The organism is Candidatus Cardinium hertigii (assembly GCF_003788695.1).
In genome coordinates this window covers 1-20,887 of sequence record NZ_RARA01000016.1, presented here as the reverse complement: position 1 = coordinate 20,887, position 20,887 = coordinate 1, and the positions used below count along the sequence as shown (strand labels likewise).

Here is a 20,887-nt window from a genome sequence, read left to right as displayed (position 1 = left end):
ATTTGCACGTATGTGTACATTATGCGATAGTAGAGATGCTATAAGCAGGAAACTTTTGGCCAAAGATATAAAAGGGCATTCTCTATTTGCGCGTGCCTATTTACCAAAACATATTGGCCGAACACGTTTATGGGATTTTAATAAAAGTGCTATGTTTAAATTTGTTTTATGCACTGTAAAGGAATACTTGCGGCAAGATCAGGTTTATGCTATTAGTAAGGAGATTACCAAGTTAGAAGGTGAGCAGGTAATAGGACAGCAGCAAGCGGTCCTATTGCGTAAGATAATAAGAAAAGAGTTTCCTGATGTTGATCTGTTTTTAGGAAATGAGGAGCTACAGGGCAATGTAGCAACACTTTCCAAGGACCCTATTGCATCTATTTCACCATCAGGTAGCGTACATAGTGAAGCATTAAGCACTCCTTTAGTTTTTGCAACTACTGCAAATAATACAGCTACGTCAAATAGCCTCAATAGTGAAATATCAATCACTACTTTAGCTCCTGCAACTACTCCAATTTCTCAAATGCCTCAAGAAGGTCTAACGAATAAAAACGTTAGTGGATTAAGCAAGAATACGGAGTCTGCATGCTTGATGGAGACTGTAGCACCCAATAGCCCAAATATAGTATCTGCGAATGCGCATGTAAACAACACTGCTCGCTCTTTCCTGGACGACATTAAGAAATGTGATTTTAAATTAAAAAGAACTAAACCATAGGAAAGAACTAGTGGGATGAGATTAGGCAGGGTAGTATACAATTAAGAAAAGTTAAGGGAAAAAAATGGCATACTAAAAAAACAAAACAACTAAAAATGACTAAAAATAAGAATAAAAACAATGTACATGTCAGCCCACATAGCTATTTAGTAAAGAGCATAGCAGCTTTATCTTTATCAGCTGCTCTACAATCTTGTGCAAAAAACAACCAAGAGGCAATGCGAATGCCCAGCAGCAATAAAAGTGTAATGGATTGTGTATTACATACAAATGATGCTACATTTTATAATGAACTAGATAATGAGAAGGATATTAGCCGGCGGTGGAAAGGTTACGATCTTCTATACGGGGCAGTATGCACTAACGACGAACAAAAAGTAAAAAGCATTTTAGGGCGTATTATACAGGACAAACGGTCAGGTTATGCATACAAAACAAACAGTAGTTTTCCAAACGCGTTCAATGGGCCTCATAATAAAACAGCGCTTGGCAAAGCTGTAGAAAAAAAGAATAAAGTAATCATTGAAGCTTTACTCAAGAACGAACATATTGACGTTAATAAAATTGATGTTCATGGTCAAACTGCACTTTTATTAGCCCTTAACCTAAAAGATGAAAAACTGGCTCAGTTTATATTAGATACATGCCCTAATGATAAATTGCATCTTGATGCCAAAGATCCAACAGCTTCCACAGCATTACATTTGGCTATTAAATATGGATTTAATGCATTCTTGAAATCGCTGATTAATAAGTTTCAATGTGTAGAATGTTTATGTTTAACGGATAAAAAGAATAGGATGCCATTGCATTTGGCTGCTCGTAGCAATATGCAACAAGTATTTAAAGAATTATTTGCACGTATGTGTACATTATGCGATAGTAGAGATGCTATAAGCAGGAAACTTTTGGCCAAAGATATAAAAGGGCATTCTCTATTTGCGCGTGCCTATTTACCAAAACATATTGGCCGAACACGTTTATGGGATTTTAATAAAAGTGCTATGTTTAAATTTGTTTTATGCACTGTAAAGGAATACTTGCAGCAAGATCAGGTTTATGCTATTAGCAAGGAAATTACCAAGTTAGAAGGTGAGCAAGTGATAGGACAGCAACAAGCTGCTCTATTGCGTAAGGTAATAAGAAAACAGTTTCCCGATGTTGACCTATCAAAAAATAGAGATCTACAGGAAAGAATAGTCCCTCCACTTCCTACGGTTGCTCCAAAACCTATTATACCGTTTATTAGTGTATATGATGGAAATAAAAATGATGAAAATAAAAATAGTATATATTATGCACGTGATGCTGATATACAAAAAGGGAAGGATGGGCGGCTTAAAGACTTTAATGCAGTACCGAATAACTGGTTGAATAAGGTGCGTAGGTCTAATAAAGTTGGGCCGGCTAATGCACTTGCTGATGATGGGGTTCTATATAAAGTTAGGCCGGCTAATGATGAGGTTCTATGCTTGGCACGGGCACTAAAGGAGGCGCTAGATGAAAGGAATAAACATATAAAGGATGTAGAGAGCGCTTCTGAATCTGATGTGGAGGGCGTTTCTGAATCTGAAGAGGAGGGCGTTTCTGAATCTGAAGTGGAGGGTGTTTCTGAATCTGAAGTGGAGAGCGTTTCTGAATCTGAAGAGGAGAATGCTTCTAAATATGAAGAGAATAGTGATAGTGAGTGGGAATGATTACATACCGAGGCAGTTGCAATAGGAAATAACACGGCATGATTTAGCCATATTACCGCTTCGGCATGTTACTTAATAGCTTGTTGGTGTTAACCCCCTTTTGCTATTTGCGTAAGGGAAAATCCACCTTTCATCCTTGGGCAACCATCAGGTTTAGAGATAATCAGTAAAGTTGTTTTGTATTGTAAACAACGGGTTTGCTAACTGTGTGCTATTTTTCTCTAACCACACTGCTCATAGAACTTCCTATAAAAGCAAAATCCCATATAGGCAATGGCAAGCGCTCCACACAATTAATCCCCCATACTTCTTTCAAATTTTGTTTTCTTAACTATTATTTATTACCGTAATAATAAGNACGGTTTAATAAGTTAGTGGCTGACACGCATGACGAAGTATAACGTCTATTGGGAAGCATTAATATTTTAGCTGTATCACCTCGCAAATATTGCCTAAAGAAGACCTAAAGGGCAGGGCAAAAATTTTGCTAGGACCTGTGTTACAACGGCCTCATTTTTGTCATTTTACGATGATATTTCATTTGTAGGAAGATACGAAAAGTTTCTATAAATCAGCTAAAATTGTTTTTATAATCCATAAATGTTTATCAGCATGCAGCGGCAAAACACCAGTACCTTTATATCAAAAAAAATAAACACTTAAGCAATGATTAAAAAGACAAAAACAATATTTTTAAAATCCAGAAAAAATAATTTCGTGGTACAGGGGATTACAGTTTTGTTTATATCCACTATTTTTATACAAGCCAGATCTTGCATAAGCAGTACCCCTGTAATGGATTATGTAGTGCAGCATGAAGATCAAAATGACTTTCGGAAATATATAGCGAATAAAAAAGATATTAGCCAGGGCAGTGATGGCGATCGAGATTGGCTGTATATTGCAGTAAAATCTCACAATCCTGAAAAAGTAACAATTATTTTAGACCGTATCAATAGGGATAAGGAAAATAGATCTTCATATGCCCAAAAGGATTTTCCCAACTCCATCGATCCATTTAGCAAAAAAACACCACTTGGCAAAGCTATACAAGATAACAATAAAAATATAGTTAATCTTTTGATTAAAAATCAACACATTAATGTTAATAGATTGGACAATGGTTTACCTACACTTTTGGTAGCCATTCAAAACAAAAACGAAATAATCGCTCAGCTTTTATTGGATGAATGCCCAAAAGATAAATTAAATATCACGACCAAAGATCCCCATACTGGTTCTACCCCTTTACATTTAGCTATTGAATATGGGTATAAAGAGTTAACAGAATCTTTGGTTAATAGACTTTCTTTGGAGGATTTAATTGTAGAGGATGCAAAACAAAATACGCCACTACATGTGGCAGCTCATTACTGGAGGAAAGAGGAGTTTAAGCTATTATTTGATCAAATAGGTAGGCTATGCCCTAACAATAGCCATTATATATTTGACAAACTGGCAAAGGGATATGGCATATCTGTATTTGCACATTCCTATTTGTCCATACATTGGATACCTGGTAATAAAGCAACAAATATTTTAAAGACTCGTGATAGTGAAATGTTTAAATATATCCTTGACACCGTAGGAGATTATTTACTTACCGCACATTTTAACACTATTATTAAGGAAATAGATTTTGCAGTGCACGATGGTATAATAGGAGAACCATATGCTGATGTATTACGTAATATAATATGGTCTCGGCTTATGCGTAAAGGTCGTATTGAGGCATAAATGGTAGTAAGGATGGCAATATTCCACCGATACTTTCAGATAAAATCGATACTTTCAGATAAAGGTTGTTTTTTTACTATTACTTATTTATAATAAAAGTATAATCACATGTTAAGGGGTAGGTAAGAAAAAAAGCATCATTTCTTGTATAAACAAGTATGCCCTCCTATGGTCGAAAGATTCGATTATAAAAAAACAAATTGTACAATACAACAAAAAAAAACATTATATGAAACAATTTAATTTGCATACCAAACGGTATAATTTCTTGACAAAGTGGGTTATGACTTTGTTTTTGTTAATAGCTTTGCCATCCAATAAATCTTGTCATACAAGTTTAGGCAGGAGTAAGAGTCCAGTAATGTCTTATGTAGTTCAAAATGAAGATGAGGATAGATTCAAGAAAGAAATAGCTAATACACGTGATATTAGTATGGGAGATCAAGGTCGAGACTGGTTATACGCTGCAGTCAAATCTCGTAATGTTAAAAAAGCAAAAATTGTTTTAGATCGTATTAACGAAGATATAAAGCATAACTCTCTACATTATTCGAAAACAAGTTTCCCAAACGCGATCGATCCATTTACCAACCTAACGCCTCTTGGTAAAGCCATAAAAAACAAAGATCGAGAGATGGTTAAGGCACTCATAAAAAATCAACACATTAAAGTTGATGTTGCAGGCAAAGATTTAACGGCATTTATGTTAGCATTTGAAATGAAAAGTGAAGCCATAGCTAAACTGTTGTTAGAAGAGTGTACTGATGATGCGCAAAGGAAGCTTATGATAATTACACCTTTAGACAAGTTAGATTCTACTCCACTGCATTTGAGCATTAAACATGGATTTAAAGGGCTGGTAAAAATTATTGTTGGCAAAATTGATACGTTAGAGAATTTATGTGCAAAAGATAAAAAAGGAAGAACGCCCTTACATAAGGCTGTCTATATCAATAAAAAAGAGGAATTTGATATGCTATTTAATAGATTATTTACATTGTGTAAAGAGGATAAGCAGATGGTGGCTACTAAATTTTTAGAGAAAGATGAAAAAGGGCATTCTATATTTGCCCGTGCCTGTTTACCGCAAGGCACACACCATGTAACAGGGGGTAATTATGCCATGTTTAGTCATGTTTTAACAACTTTAAATAAAAAGACTTGCCTGAACGAAACTGATATTATCGCTATTCTTAAGGAAATTAATAAGCTAAAAATTAATAATAAAATATCGGAAAAAGATGCTATATATTTACACCATACAACAGCAACCATCCTCCCTAAAGAAAATAACTTATCTAGTCAGAGAACAATAGGGGAAAAGGATAAGAATAATTCTAACGGGCGTCCATCACTACCAGGTTCACCACCACCACCACCAAATTCACCTCCACCATCATTGGATAGACAAATGACGGGACAAGTAAGAATAAAACATTGATTACTACCACATTTTTGCCACGCAGGTGAACGGGTATTAAAATAAAATATGTATCCGTTCGCCCAATGGCAGGAATGATTTATAGATTATAGCAAATAGCTAGTAATTAATTATTTTATCCATTTTGTTAAAAATNNNNAATATCCCATAAGTTTGGATAAGATGGCTCAAGCTGGGTTGGCACAAATTCAGGATAGACAGTATGCTAGCAAAGTAAAACGCCATCTCCATGTAAAAAAAATTACCAAATTAGCCTTTGCTTTTTGTGGTAAGGAGGTAGCAGTGGCGTATCAAGTGGATAACCTATGAGCATGCTTTACATGATAATTTGCATTTTTGATTCATCATTTTTTTGGATATTTCATGGTTTATATTCGTAGAAATTGTAGTGCTATACGATTGTATAACGTATGGTATTAATGTCCCTTTTTAAAAAAAATACAAGATTATGTCCCTTTCAACTTCTAAATTTTTTGCAGCAATAATCAAATTATTGTCAATAAAGATATGATCCATGGTAGAACACCTCTTTCTAAATTTATGGCATCTGATATAATGCATTATATTTATCAAACAGTAAAGCATACAGTAAAGTATACGGAATGTAGCCATTTCTGAAATGGGCACTGTATTTGCTTTAAGCCTGCGTAATTCTTACATTTACCTTAGGCTTGCCTAGTAAATTCTCTTACCTAGATGAAGGAAAATCCATACTGGGCAATTGTATATATGTTTAATTTATTAAAATAATAGTCTGATGTTTATGCATTCAATATATAAAAAAGATGGTAGGCGGTCATCTACGGTAAGATGGTATATGCATATGGCAATATGGTGTGGTTGCTTCATTACCTTTAGTTGCGCAAATCTCAGAAATGGCATGGAACGTGCAAATGAGCAAAATATTTCTACACAAGAAACCATACGAAAGGCTTCACAATCTGGTTGTATCTGTAAAAATGCGCCTCCACTTGCTATGTTTAACAGCTATCCATTGCATATGGCAGCCTATACGGGCTGTATGGATTGCATCCAAAAAATACTGAAGGATAGTCCAGAAATAAACAGCCGTGATAATGTAAAAAATAGTACAGCGTTGCATATAGCCGCTACATATGGTCAAACAAATGTGGCTGAACTATTAATAGATAGCGGTGCAAACATTGAGGCTAAGGACGAAGATGGATATACCGCTTTGCATTTGGCGGCTATATATGGTCAGTACGATATAGCTAAGCTTTTATTAGAGAAAGGGGCAAACAAAAATAATCAAGATAAATTATGGAATACAGCTTTGCATTGGGCAGTTAAACATGGTCGCTATAATATAGTGAAACTATTATTGAACCATAATGCAAGGGTGGATATCCGGAACAAAGCTGAAGGGGATTCCGTTTTACATTGGGCAGCTAAGTATGATAAAGAAAATTATGATAAAGAAAATATAACTCAGCTGTTATTAAATAAGATTATACAGATAGAGCAGATAGACATTCAGAACAAAGAGGGAAATACCGCGTTGCATTTGGCAACTATGCGTAGTATGGCAAATTTGGTTAAGCTATTATTAGATAGCGGTGCTAGAATAGATATGCAGAACAAAAAGGGAAATACCGCGTTGCATTTGGCAGCTATGCATGGTATAGAAAATTTAGTTGAACTATTATTAAATAGCGGTGCTAAAATAGATATGCAGAACAAAGAAAGGATGATGCCGCTAGATTGCGCAGTTAAATATAAGTACGCAAATGTAGTTAAGCTATTATTGGATAGGGGCAACAAGATAAACAAAGAAAATAAATGGGGCGCTGCTGCTTTGCATTGGGCATCGAAGCAAAGCGACTTAGATGGAATAAAGCTTTTATTAAATGCGGGTGTTAAGGTAGATGCTCAAAACGAAGATAGGAATACTGCTTTGCATACAGCCTATATAGAATATTGTAAGTCGCTTCATAGAGAGCCTTTTGAAAATCGTAGGCGTCAAGACAATCTCCAGTTAGATACCGTTAAGCTCTTAGAGCATTACAATGCTAGGAAAGACATCAAAAATAAAAAAGGATACTCGCCTGAAGATTATGCATATCTTGTCTTTATAGCAAACTGTTATGAGACTGATTTAACCCGTTCAGCTTGCAGTCATAACCCTATGTATGTAGAAAAACGCATGCTTGGTTATTTATTACAGAATAATAAGTTTAAGCAAAGAAATATTCCTACTAATCAGCATTTTGATGGTGTGCCCTTGAAGATTTCTCGTGATGAAGTATGGGATATATTCAAGTTTCTAACAACCGATTTATATTTGGATACTACAGGACAAGTCACCCAAAGCGGTGCGCAGTTACCTCTTGTGAATAGTTGGACAAGCAATCATGGCAGAGAGGATATAATTCAAAGATTACGTGATTATGTGGAAAACTTGGGAAATATAGATCAAGATCAAGCTAGGGAATACGAGCAGGTGGCTAATAGATTCCTTAAAGTCAATTTTGGCCTCAAGCCTTTCAGTCAGGGGATGTATTGTGAGATCTGTTATCCCGGGCTTCCTCACTCCCACTAAACCAAAACCATCTGCGTATCCGTTCAGTCAATGGCGTCAACTTAAGGCAATTCATGATTAGCCTACCCTCCTATTCTACTTGGTTATCAATAACAGCTAAACCTTAAGTTGACGCCATTGTCCGTTCAGTCATGTGGCCTAACGTATCTGTGTTCATACTAATTAGAGATAGCGCAATAATACTAGATCGTAAAAAAAAATGCGCCTTGAACGAAGCTGTGATTAGAAAATNCTTCGTCTTTGAAAAGCTGGCTGTGCTTTACCCCACCCCACTAGATATATCATCTGGCGGGGGGCCCTGTTCCGCTTCGGGATTCAGTGTACTCGCATAGTGGGTACTATGCTGCGTGCACTTCACCCTCGCGCGCCTTGCTAGCTTTCCAAATCCATTGAGTAAGCTTACTCTTCGTCTTTGAAAAGCTGGCTGTGTTCCGCTTCGGGATTCAGCGTACTCACATAGTTCTACTATGCTGCGTGCGCTTCACCCTCGCGCGCCTTGCTAGCTTTCCAAATCCTGAGTAACCACAGAGGGCGAGTTCTGATTTTCAGCTTGTATCCTGAAATTTTCAACAGCTTTGTTCACCAGTGCTTGATTTTTATGGATAAAATCATTAATTATTAAATATTAACCATTTTCTGTAATCTATAAAATATGACTGCCACGCAAGTGAACGGATACATAAAATATGGTAATTTTTAATTATATTTGCCTAGCGACAAAAAAATTGCTAATGCTAACTCAATTAAATTATGATAAAATAAATATATAAGAATCATGAAAATAAAAAAATCCCCCTGGATAAGCGTATTTTTTCTTCAGACTATTTTTGCTTGTAGTCAATACAAGCAGCAAATGGATCCATTAAAAGTGGCTACACCGCCTCCTGTAGAAGCAGCAACAGCTGTGACCGTAACAAATCCTGCGTTTACAGATGGGCAGCAGGAAGCTACTTTTGGTATGGTACTACTCCATGGCTTAAATATGGATACAAGAGAGATGAAGGCTTTAACAACAGCACTTTCCGAAAGATATAAAGAAAATATATTAATTATAAATTCATTGGTTAGAGAGGATTGGAACTCTGTAGATTATAGCATAGATCAGCAGGCAGAAATGGTATACAAAGAAATAGTTGATTATTTACAAGCGCACAACAAGGATAGCAGCTCCTTTCAGCTATTTATCCTAGGACAGAGTCAAGGTGGCGTTGTGGCTACCCGTATAGCAGAGCTATATAAGCAAAAACTGAATTTGCTTGGATTTATTACCCATAACGCACCATTGCAAGGGGTCGACGTTTTGACGCGTGGACCATTTGACCTATTGAAGTTATGCAATAGAGCAAAAAAGGGTCTAAATATTATTGGCACTAAAGTAGATTGGGATTTGTTTAATCTAATAACTTTAGCTACATCAGCTAGATGGCTATGCCCAATAGCTGATTGTTTCGGATATAAGAAACTTACTGGCGCAAGGGATATTTTTCCTAATAGCAGCTGTATGACAGCCGTGCGCCACTATTTGCGAAATAATCAGCAATCAGACGCTGTTCCTGGTTTGTTAATTGGAGGTTATCAAAACGATTACAATAGGCTCTTTAAGCATGATATAGAACAGTATAAGATAGAACAGTATATAGAAGCCAACAAAGATCGAGATACCATAAATGAAGAAGTGAACCAAGCCATACGGAAATTAAATCATGACGTCGCTACATTTCTAACTGGAGATGCAGATGGACTACATGATCATGTAGTTCCACTAAAATCACAACTTTGTAGAGGGGATAGTCTAGAAGATCTTACCCATATTGGCACACAACCTTATCAAATAGATATGCCTGGAAACCAAAATATTACATGTTTTGTTATAAAAGATATTACCCATTGCACTACCTTATCTCCTGTTGCTGAAAAAAAAATAAATAAAGAATCTATGATGGATCCGCACCGTATGCTTCCGGTTTTATTTGAATTTATCGATAAAAAGCTAGAACAGGCAAGGGTAGATCAATCTTCTGATTGCTAATTATGAGCCTAATGATATTTGGACCAAAGGTAAAATCAATTATTACAATGCATAATTGTTATAGTTATTTGTAATATACAATACGTATCCGTTCAGTCAATGGCGTCAACTTAAGGTTTAACTATTATTGATAACCAAGCAGAATAGGAGGGTAGGCTAATCATGAATTGCCTTAAGTTGACGCCATTGTCCGTTCAGTCATGTGGCTTATACATATCCGTGTTCGTACCCATTAGAAATAGCATAATAATGCAAGATTATAAAAAACGCGCCTTGAATAAAGCTGTGACTAGAAAAGTTCAGTCTGAAAGCAATGTAGAAAATCAGCCTGTTTGAGCTTACTCTTCGTCTTTGAAAAGCTGGCTATGTTCCGCTTCGGGATTCAGCGTACTCACATAGTTCTACTATGCTGCGTGCGCTTCACCCTCACGCGCCTTGCCAGATTTCCAAATCCATTGAGTAATCGTCTCTTCGTCTTTGAAAAGCTGGCTGCGCTTTACCCCACCAGATATATCATCTGGCTGGGACCCCTATTCCGCTTCGGGATTCAGTGTACTTGGGGTCCCCATGATGTATGTACATACATTATGGGGCAAACTCGCATAGTGGGTACTATGCTGCGTGCACTTCACCCTCGCGCGCCTTGCCAGCTTCCCAAATCCATTGAGTAACCGTAAAGGGCGAGTTTTGATTTTCAGCTTTCAGGCTGAAATTTTCAACAGCTTTGTTCACCAGCGCTTGATTTTTTTTGGCTACTTTTTTTGATCAAGCAAAAAAAGTAGCCTTAAAAGAAGTCGCTTTTTAAAGAAAATGGATAAAATCATCAATTATTAAATATTAGCTATTTGCTGTAATCTATAAAATACGGCTGCCACGCAAGTGAACGGATATTACAATACGGCTTGAAAAAATGTTATTTACCATAAGAAAAGCGTTGAGCATAATCTTTTTAGTACCAGTGCTTTTTATATATAGTTTTCATATAATACTAGGTGGTTAGTCCCAGATTGTGGTCTATAGGTATAAAACGTGTTTGGATTATTTTCATTATTACCGTAACTTTAAGGCCTCTTTATTTTTATTCTTCTTTTAAGAATATTTAGTAAATGAAAGATATTTATAAAATAAACATATATACTATTATATTTAATTATGGCATTATTTAAGTTTTTTCAAAAAAAAAGACAGTTAACGTATTATATACTATTGGGGATTGGATTTGCTCTATTGGGGATTGGATTTGCTTCTAGCTGCAGAGATAGCCAACCCTCCCATAACGAACCCTTACCCTTACATAACGAACCCTTACATAGTAGTGATAATTGGAAAAATCCTGAAGAAATAGCTAGTACCAATAAGCCAGCAAAAGTACTATTTGTATTTTTACATGGTACTACGATGAATGGGAAAAAGCACAGGGATTCGAAAGTAATTAACGATATGCAGCAGAAATTTCCAGATTGGCATTTTATGCTGCCAAATGGAGCTTATCCAGCTGATGCAACTTTGTGTCGTGTAATGGGTACAGAATTCCAGCACGATCCATCGAAAAGGCAGTTTGTTAGTTTGAAGTGTATCGAATCTATTATGCGTAAGGTATACGACAAGCCCTCATTATCTATTGAAAAATGGGAGACACTCTATAAACAAAATAAATCGTCTTTTAACGAAATGAGCACGGAACTGGAACGAGAAAGTCGACCTCTTATGGAGCTGATTAAGAAAAAACAAAAAATACTCAATCTTACCAATAAAGATACAATTATTGCGGGGTATTCACAGGGAGCTATGTTGGGGCTCCATTTAACGCTTACGCAAAAAGAACCTTTCTTAGGCATGGTTAATTTTTCTGGTTTCTTAGTAGAACCTAAAGAATATAAAAATAACGCTACACCAATATATTTTATTAATGGAACACTTGATAAAATTATACCAATAGCAACATTAGAAACTGCTAAAGAACAATTGGCAAAAAAAGGTATCAAGCCTGTTTTTGAAAAGCTTGATGGTCAAGATCATGTTGTGTATCTTTCTAATAATCTTGAAAAATGGTTACGTCAGTTACGATATACACTTCCTAGGCGTAATCATCGAGGACGTGCTTAGTATCCGTTCACTTGCGTTTTGCATAGTAAAATACATATACCATAAACCATATTATAGTAAGAAGTCGTGTACTGCTTCTTTCTTTCTTTCTTTCTTATCTATATTTTTAATTGTCTATTGCAGGCAGCCTCATAAAGGTTTAAGAAACTATTTACTTATTAACAATAAATTACTTATAGCTTATAGCAAACAGGCATACAGCCGTTTTTATATTTGCTGTATAACCCGAACCAAATATAAGCTTATAAAAGAGGTCGGCGTCTACTTATCCTAATTGGATACAAAAATTGGGAAGTGCTTGTTTTTCCATAGCAGCAGCTGTTATTTGCAGCAGCTGCTCCTCAAGCGGACTAAAAAAATCATAACAGGCGCGCGCATTGCCTGTTAGAACTAGTGCCGAATCAATACCTGCTGTACGCGCACCTACAATATCTGTATCAAAAGTATCGCCTATCATAAGGATACGGTTTTTGGCTATGGTTGGCTGTTGATGGAATATAGTCTGGTAAATTTCAGGATAAGGCTTTCCTGTATACATTACCTGCCCACCCTGCTGTTTAATTTTTTCAGCAAAATAACCTGCACAATATCTATAGGTATCTGCTTGCATAAGACCATGATCTGGATTGGCACAAAGCGTAAGAATCTTTCTTTGCGCTATAATGGCTAATATGTCTTCCGTTTCTGCTAATATTTCTTCCTCGTTTTCTTCACAAAATAATGTCAATAAAACCAAATTTGCCTCATAGATGTTGCGGGTAGTAGCAACTGAACAGTTATCGATAAGATTGTTGTTTGCTCTACCTAGATGGTATATCAAAGGCGTTGGAATACCCAATAGTTCGGCACTCTGCTGTAGCATATGAAGCGCTACTTCACCTGAACTCACGATCATTTCCTTTGTAGCAGGGATGCCACATGCTTGTAAGGTAACCTGTAAAAATGCAGCAGTGCGCGGCGCATTGGTAACAAAGAAAACTTTGTCTCCACATTCGATCATAGCAGTAATATTGTGTGCTACACTAGCTCGAAATTGCCCTGCTTCTATGATGACACCCCATATATCAAATAAAAATATATCATAATGATTGTCATTGATGACTTCAGAAATGTGTTTGTAAACAAGCGGCTGCATAATTATAAAATTGTGTGTTTACGTACCCGCTTCCCTGTTGCATTTGGCTTTAGTAGACAAGTAATGTGTTATAAGCATGGCTAGGGCATTGGCAATGCATAAAAAAGGAAACATGCATGCCTGTTATAGGCTTAAGCCAATATGTTCCAAATTACTACAGCTACTGCACCTGTAACCATGCCAACCACAGCGACACAACTGCTACCCCATAAGCCTAACACAGTTAATACAAAAGGAACAGTTACAAATAGGTACAAAGAAATCGAAATAAAGTTCAAGCAATGTGATGAAATCATAAGGCTAATATAACTATTTATTATGTTTTTTTATAAAATCGACATCCTATACATACATTTATTGGTTATTGATGGATAGGTTTTTATAAAATGCATTATAGTTATAAATATCTGTAAGAGATTTTTATATTTCGAAATGAGGCTTTTTCAACAGATCAACCGCATAAGACCGTTGCAATAGAAAACAAAATTCTATATAAAGAAAAAAAATCTATACCAAGCGTTATTTAAAAGCCTTAAAAAGAACATAAACCATATTATTTTAGCTTTGTAAATTTATAAAAACCTCTTAATGTATAATACAATCGTTATCATTTTCTATTGCAACGGTCTTATGCTATATGTGCTGTATTTCGTTATTCCAAATTGTTATGTATACGGACCGGATACATAAAATTTTTTTGCAAAATACCATTAACAATCGTATCTTTGCAAGAAGCGCCTCTATTCTGCTTATAGGATAGAGCAGGACATTCAAGCTTCTTATACAGTTAAGAAGGAGAAAATAGTTATACATGGTTATTAAAACGCAAAAGAAGTATAGCAGTGGCTTGATTTGTGCCAAGCGCATTGAAATATGAAACAGCACAATTAAACGAATAAAAAATATGAAAAAGCAGTTTATCCTTCCTAAGTTGTTCTTATTAGGTAGCAGTTTTACGGCGTGCCAGGTTGGCAAACAGGCAATGGATCATGCAATTGAAATACGGCTTCCAAATGAGTTAACGGATCTTTCACCTGAGTTAACGGAACAAATAATAAAATGTATGCCTGGTGCATATCATCTTGAAAAGCTGCAACGGCGGTTGCCACAAAATTCTAAGGAAGCTGCTTTTGTGCGTGCTGAATTGGCTAGACGTCAGCATTATTATGCGTTATATAGATTCTATGTAAATCAATTCAGTACCCTAACAGAACTTCGCGATTGGCCAAATGGTACCGATGCAAACCATTTGCGTGCAGCAGCTGAAGCTTTGGCATACAATCGAAGCATTACGAAGATTTACCTGGATCGCAGAAACATGGGTTCTGAAGAGGCAAAAGCAATAGCTCAGGCGTTGGAAAACAATAGCACCATTCAATATATGGATTTGAGTGAGAATAATATTGATTATGATGGAATAAAAGAGCTAGTTGCGGCTTCAAAAAATAACAGCACCATTACGAAGATTGATCTGCGTTATAATAGACCTGTAGAAAATATTCCTCCTGGACATATTAGTTCTCAAGGGGCAATAATGCTAGCTAAGGCTTTGCAAAATCATTGGAAAAATACGAAGATTGACCTACGTGGCAGTAATCTTTCTCCTGAAGAGAAAGAAACACTAACTGATATTATGGGAAATAAACATACTATTATTAGGTTTAACGAGTGGCTTTATGGGGAATAAACATACTATTATTAGGTTTAACGAGTGGCTTTAAAAGAAAAATAAGTAGTTTTAAAAAAAATGGATAAAATCATCAATTATTAATTATTAGCCATTTGCTATTATCTATAAAATATGGCTACCACGCAAGCGAACAAATACTGCTTTGCTGCCACGCAAGTGAACGGACAATGGCGTCAACTTAAGGCAATTCATGATTAGCCTACCCTCCTATTCTACTTGGTTATCAATAATAGTTAAACCTTAAGTTGACGCCATTGAGTGAACGGATACCCCTAATGCTGCTTAATTAGTTGTAATTAATTATTAAAACGCAAAAAAAGAAGTATAGCAGTGGCTTGATTTGTGCCAAGCGCATTGAAATATGAAACAGCACAATTAAACGAATAAAGATATGAAAAAGCAGTTTATCCTTCCTAAGTTGTTCTTATTAGGTAGCAGTTTTACGGCGTGCCAGGTTAGCAAACAGGCAATGGATCATGCAATTGAAATACGGCTTCCAAATGAGTTAACGGATCTTTCACCTGAGTTAACGGAACAAATAATAAAATGTATGCCTGGTGCATATCATCTTGAAAAGCTGCAACGGCGTTTGCCACAAAATTCTAAGGAAGCTGCTTTTGTGCGTGCTGAATTGGCTAGACGTCAACATTATTATGAGTTGTATACATCCTATGTAAATCAATTCAGTACCCTAACAGAACTTCGCGATTGGCCAAATGGTACCGATGCAAACCATTTGCGTGCAGCAGCTGAAGCTTTGGCATACAATCGAAGCATTACGAAGATTTACCTGGGTCGCAGAAACATGGGTTCTGAAAGGGTAAAAGCAATAGCTCAGGCGTTAGAAAAGAATAGTAGAATTACGTATATTGAACTGGTTAATAATAACATGGGTTCTGAAGGGGCAAAGGCAATAGCTCAGATGTTGGTAAATAATAGTACCATTCAATATATGGATCTGAGTGAGAATAATATTTATTATGATGGAATAAAAGAGCTAGTTGCCGCTTCAAAAAATAATAGCACCATTACGAAGATTGATCTGCGTTATAATAGTATACCTGTAGCAGCAGAAAGAGTAACAGCGCTTTTAGCGCTACTTAAGTCTGGGGAAAAGCATTGCAAAAATACGAAGATTGACCTACGTGGCAATAATCTTTCTCCTGAAGAGAAAGAAACACTAACTGATATTATGGGAAATAAACATACTATTATTAGGTTTAGCGAGTGATTTTAAAAGAAAAAGAAGTAGTTTTAAAAAAAATGGATAAAATCATTAATAATCTATAAAATATGGCTACCACGCAAGTGAACGGACAATGGCGTCAACTTAAGGCAATTCATGATTAGCCTACCCTCCTATTCTACTTGGTTATCAATAACAGCTAAACCTTAAGTTGACGCCATTGAGTGAACGGATACTAATTGTTATAGTTAATTTATAATATACAATACGGCTTAAAAAAATGTTACATACCATAAGAAAAGCGTTAAGCATAATCTTTTTAGTGCTTTTTATATATAGTTTTCATATAATACTAGTTGATATACAGCCACAAAGTCATGTTGTCAACGCAAAAAAAAAGATAATACCAGTTAACTGCACGGAGCCGTTGCACAAAGAGCAGGTTGATTTGATTGCCCCTTCTTCTAAGGGGAAGGCCGCTTTAGAAGAAAGCAAAAAATATGTAGCAGATTTGAATTTGTATCCACATGTTTCAGCAAGCATATATAATGGCAATAGTCCATTTTATGCTGCACCTGATGCATATAGAGCAGAAGATTTGATTCAGGCATTAACAGATAACAGTGAAATAATATGGTGCATAAGAGGTGGCATGGGTGCGGCATTACTCATTCCTTATTTAGAAAATTTACCTAAGGAACAGAAAGAAAAAATTGCACAAAACAAGCATAAAAAAACGCTCATTGGATTTAGTGATATTACTGTTTTGCATACTTACCTACAGAATAAATTTGATTGGCAAAACATACATGCCACTATGCCGGACTTAATAGTAAGGGATAAAGTTGCACCAGATTCCATTAATAAGTTAATGGAATTGATAGGTGGAAAGCAAACTTCGATTGTCTATCATAACCTTAAACAACTCTCTAATGGGTCTAAAGTCACTCATTTAGAGTCTAAAATCATAGGTGGCAATATGACACTGATTCGAGATACCATAGGGACGCCTTGGCAAATTAACCCCAAAAATAAGATACTCTTTTTAGAAGACGTAAACGAACAGCCGCATAAAATAGAACGTACGTTAGTACACTTCAAGCAATCGGGGCTCTTAGATGGGATAGATGCGTTGATTTTTGGCGATTTTTGTGATTCAGGAAATACACAACTAATGGAAATCGTACAAAAACGTTTTGCTAAATCTGTTGATTTCCCAGTATTTACTATTTCTGGTATAGGGCACGATTATATAAGCAACCCGTTGCCACTTAATACACATACTACCATTCAAGTTGAAAATACAAAAGAGGGCTTTTTTTCTATAAGAATAGAAAATATAGATCTATTTAAAACAAAAGGCATAAAGTGTGTTTACGAAACGCGGCAGATATAGCGTATCCGTTCACTTGTGTGGTAGCCATATTTTATAGATTATTGATTATTATATTCATTTTTTTAAAAATTACTTATTTTAAAGCTACTTTTTTTGCTTGATCAAAAAAAGTAGCCAAAAAAAATCAAGCGCTGGTGAAAAAACTGCTGAAAAGAAAGGAAAAAAACCGAAAATCAAATCTCGCTCCTACGGAGCTCAGACAAAGTGATTTTCTTTTGATTTTTTTCCTTTCTTTTCTTTCCACAGTTTTTTCAAGGCGCATTTTCTATAAACTTTCATTATTTTGCTATGTCTAATGGGTACGAATACGGATACGTATAAGCCATACCACTGAACGGATACTTAAAAAAATAAGCCTTTAGCAGTTCCTTTTACGTGCGCTTTTGCTAATTCCATGTTATGATATAGTGCTATGATAGCCGTATGCAAAGATTCGTATACCTTTTTTATCTCACCACGTAGCACATTTTGTTTCTCATCAGAAATACTACTTTCTCGTACATAATTAGGTATATTGGTTGCAAGTTCTCGAGAAGTGGTAATTAGTCTTCTTGCGTCAGAAGCACAACTCTTCTCATGTTGTTTAATATGTTTAGGGTTTGTAACATGCCCCGATATCCTAACGTCCACTTCAGGAAGACGTGCATCACTAGCAGTACGCTTTTTAGACATATATATAGGGTTATGGTCTTTGAGTAGCATTAAATCATTGGCTAGTTGTTCATCCTTCTGAGAAAAATTTAACTTACTATCACTCTCTAATGGATATAATTTAATTTCAGGGTAGATTTTTCTTTGGGCATCCATATAATCCTGCATATCAGTAATAAATCTATTTATATTTTGACTTATAACATCCTCATTACATGATTCAACCTTATCCTGAATATACTCGCATCCTAGTTTAACACATTTTACAATATTTGTACATACCACTTTAAATTGCACTACAATATTTTTAATTGCCTTAATATCTCGTTGCATTGACTTTTCAACATATTCTTTCCTTTTTTCCACTATGGCGGAATTACACGCATGACCTTGAAAGTCGTATTCACTTCTATGGGGATCAGCTATTGCAGATGCAATAAGTTGCTGAGTACTTACAAATAGATATATTTTTTCAAATAGGCCAGCCAAATATTCCATTTCTAAACCATAAGCTTTTATCATCTGCTTAGCATGCTTAGGAGTTGATGAATAATTCACAGCATCAATTGCACTTTTTATATTCTTCATACCAAAGTTAATAGCAGCATACTCATTATCCATCTCAGAGATTAGGTGCTTAATAAGCTCATCGTTAAGATCAGTTATCTTCCTATTTCCCTCTGCTACATTTTCTTTTTGACTGTCTTCTATACATAACTTGTAAAGATGAGGAACAGTGTGACAAGCTCTAGTATCAGTATCACTAACCTGTTTCTCTGATAAATAAAGTGGAACACTTACCATTTTTGCTATTGTAGTAGAGTTCTTATTTGTTGTTTCCTGAAATTCATCTACTAGTTCAGTAAGTTTATTTACTATTTCATTAGTAGTTTTTTCTTCTTTTAATTTTTCTATTAGGCTATAGAATTGCATAAAAAAATTATTCTTATTCTCTTCGATTTTATTACGAATCTTAGCTATGTCGTCACGTTTTTTTTCTAGATTCTTTGTTTCGATAGCCTGATTATTGCTTTGATTCTTTTTTTTTGTAATCAGTACCTCCCATTGTTCCCTGTACTTTTCTAGGATATTGTATTGCTCCTCTGCTTGTGTTCTTAGCGCCACTATGTTGTCTAGATATTTTTTAGCATCCATCTCGTACGTATACATTAACTCCATTATACTAGTATTTTCCTGATTTTTTTTTTCATTACTACATTTCGTCTTATACGCTTCTCGTGCATAAACACTATTTACACCCACATTATGTTTATGACTATATAAATTATTGTCATTTGAATAACTGACACCTAAACTTTTATCACATAGATCGCTATTGCGCTCATTAATTTCTTTTAAGAGAAATAGTTTATATTTTATAAACAGTTCCTGACAGTTATTAGTTATATGTATTATATTTGAATAGAAAATCGTGGATTCTTTTAGTTTGTCCTGCCCGAGTACTGCAAAAAACGTATGTGCAGGTTCATGTTCAACAATGTTACTATTAGAAACAGATGGATGGTCACGGTCGGTATCTTTGCCCATAGTTAATTTTTGTCCTTGACAAGATATACATAAGCTCAACATAAACCCATTTACTAACTTTACTTGTGAATTTTTTATACCATTTATCATAATATATAATATTAATTTATTAAAAATATGCATATTATGCACTGAGACCCTTACAACGGATATAGCCATGCTGGGATTAAATATCTAGTGTAATTATTTCTACTACGCATAACATATTTAATGTAAATTTACCTCATATATTTATTTAATCCTAAAATATACATCCGGTATTCTGCGCAAAAATAGGTTAGGCATGGATAACATATCCTTGGGAAGGCTTTTTGGATTATATGGCTTAGGCCACACACCTGAAGGGATATTACTTTTTGCTTGATCAAAAAAGACACGAATAACCAAAATCATAAAACGCTAAAGCATAAACCTGCTAAAAATTTCAGTCTACAAGCTAAAAATCAGAACGCGGCCCTACGGTTACGTAATGGATTTGGAAAGCTGGCAAGGCGCGCGAGGGTGAAGCGCACGCAGCATAGTACTTACTATGAGGCCGTTGCAACAGGCCGACAGTATAATTTTTTCTATTTTTCCAGTATTATTTTTTGTTATTTTTGACGTTATGGCAGTAAGAATCTCATTATTTATTGATTTTTAGATGCTTTTAGTTCATTTTGGATAGACCATTTCCCTAGCAACCTCTTAAAATGATATTTGGGGACCTGTATAAGTTATAAGCTATTGCTTCCATAAGATGTTGTGTATGCATTTTATCAATACCTATATAGCGGGCTCCCGAACTTCGGAACCAACTTTTTATACTACCAAATACACGTTCTACCTTATAGCGAGTCTTAGCTACTAATTTATTAAACNTTCCGATTGGTATGAACACGGATACGAATAGGCCATACGACTGAACGGATACTAACTAGCTTATAACCCTATTTGGGTTTTGGGTTGCGTAATGTAAATTAAGGCAAACTGAACGGTAAAGTAATTTTTTAA

The 20,887-nt window shown here is 35.5% G+C and carries 14 protein-coding genes and 1 pseudogene; 11 read left to right on the top strand and 4 right to left on the bottom strand.

The features are described 5' to 3' along the window. The first annotated feature begins 55 nt into the window (after positions 1-55). The 8 genes from EDM02_RS00855 to EDM02_RS00820 all read left to right on the top strand — a co-directional run bounded on the left by EDM02_RS00855 (position 56) and on the right by EDM02_RS00820 (position 12,291). Positions 56-721, top strand: a complete 666-nt coding sequence (locus tag EDM02_RS00855; RefSeq protein ID WP_221179582.1) for a hypothetical protein — start codon at positions 56-58, stop codon at positions 719-721. Between the two features lie 95 nt (positions 722-816). After that, entirely contained in the window at positions 817-2,418 is a 1,602-nt protein-coding gene (locus EDM02_RS00850) for an ankyrin repeat domain-containing protein (RefSeq protein WP_123662320.1), read from the top strand. A 666-nt stretch (positions 2,419-3,084) separates the two neighbouring features. Beyond that, positions 3,085-4,155 carry an ankyrin repeat domain-containing protein gene (locus EDM02_RS00845; protein WP_123662318.1) on the top strand — a complete coding sequence of 357 codons (1,071 nt, stop codon included), beginning with the start codon at positions 3,085-3,087 and terminating at the stop codon, positions 4,153-4,155. Between the two features lie 229 nt (positions 4,156-4,384). Beyond that, a complete protein-coding gene (locus EDM02_RS00840; protein ID WP_123662317.1) occupies positions 4,385-5,596 on the top strand; it encodes an ankyrin repeat domain-containing protein in 1,212 nt (403 codons plus the stop codon). Positions 5,597-5,758: 162 nt separating this feature from the next. After that, a complete protein-coding gene (locus EDM02_RS00835; protein WP_148053546.1) occupies positions 5,759-5,905 on the top strand; it encodes a hypothetical protein in 147 nt (48 codons plus the stop codon). A gap of 514 nt (positions 5,906-6,419) precedes the next feature. Then, complete coding sequence (locus tag EDM02_RS00830) at positions 6,420-8,156, top strand: ankyrin repeat domain-containing protein (protein WP_221179581.1); 1,737 nt, start codon at positions 6,420-6,422, stop codon at positions 8,154-8,156. A 775-nt stretch (positions 8,157-8,931) separates the two neighbouring features. Next, a complete protein-coding gene (locus EDM02_RS00825) occupies positions 8,932-10,185 on the top strand; it encodes an alpha/beta fold hydrolase (protein WP_123662312.1) in 1,254 nt (417 codons plus the stop codon). A 1,152-nt stretch (positions 10,186-11,337) separates the two neighbouring features. Then, positions 11,338-12,291: an alpha/beta hydrolase gene (locus EDM02_RS00820; protein ID WP_123662309.1), complete on the top strand. Its 954-nt coding sequence runs from the start codon at positions 11,338-11,340 to the stop codon at positions 12,289-12,291. 265 nt (positions 12,292-12,556) lie between these two features. Here EDM02_RS00820 and EDM02_RS00815 read toward each other — a convergent pair whose 3' ends face one another. Together EDM02_RS00815 and EDM02_RS05610 are read right to left on the bottom strand one after the other, a co-directional pair. After that, a complete protein-coding gene (locus tag EDM02_RS00815; protein ID WP_123662307.1) occupies positions 12,557-13,426 on the bottom strand; it encodes a TIGR01459 family HAD-type hydrolase in 870 nt (289 codons plus the stop codon). A gap of 131 nt (positions 13,427-13,557) precedes the next feature. Continuing rightward, complete coding sequence (locus EDM02_RS05610) at positions 13,558-13,722, bottom strand: hypothetical protein (protein WP_184891065.1); 165 nt, start codon at positions 13,720-13,722, stop codon at positions 13,558-13,560. A 608-nt stretch (positions 13,723-14,330) separates the two neighbouring features. On the opposite strand from EDM02_RS05610, the gene EDM02_RS00810 reads away from it, so the two are divergent. The 3 genes from EDM02_RS00810 to EDM02_RS00800 all read left to right on the top strand — a co-directional run bounded on the left by EDM02_RS00810 (position 14,331) and on the right by EDM02_RS00800 (position 17,698). Further along, on the top strand, positions 14,331-15,113 hold the full coding sequence (locus EDM02_RS00810; protein ID WP_123662305.1) for a leucine-rich repeat domain-containing protein: 783 nt from the start codon (positions 14,331-14,333) through the stop codon (positions 15,111-15,113). A 394-nt stretch (positions 15,114-15,507) separates the two neighbouring features. After that, on the top strand, positions 15,508-16,347 hold the full coding sequence (locus EDM02_RS00805; protein WP_123662303.1) for a leucine-rich repeat domain-containing protein: 840 nt from the start codon (positions 15,508-15,510) through the stop codon (positions 16,345-16,347). 235 nt (positions 16,348-16,582) lie between these two features. Next, positions 16,583-17,698 (top strand): LD-carboxypeptidase, encoded by a 1,116-nt coding sequence (locus tag EDM02_RS00800; RefSeq protein WP_123662302.1) that lies wholly within the window; start codon positions 16,583-16,585, stop codon positions 17,696-17,698. A 342-nt stretch (positions 17,699-18,040) separates the two neighbouring features. Here the strand turns inward: EDM02_RS00800 and EDM02_RS00795 are convergent, their stop codons facing one another. Together EDM02_RS00795 and EDM02_RS00790 are read right to left on the bottom strand one after the other, a co-directional pair. After that, positions 18,041-19,987 carry a hypothetical protein gene (locus EDM02_RS00795; RefSeq protein ID WP_123662300.1) on the bottom strand — a complete coding sequence of 649 codons (1,947 nt, stop codon included), beginning with the start codon at positions 19,985-19,987 and terminating at the stop codon, positions 18,041-18,043. Positions 19,988-20,570: 583 nt separating this feature from the next. Continuing rightward, positions 20,571-20,753: pseudogene (locus EDM02_RS00790) on the bottom strand (transposase); the annotation flags it as partial. Positions 20,754-20,887: the final 134 nt, after the last annotated feature.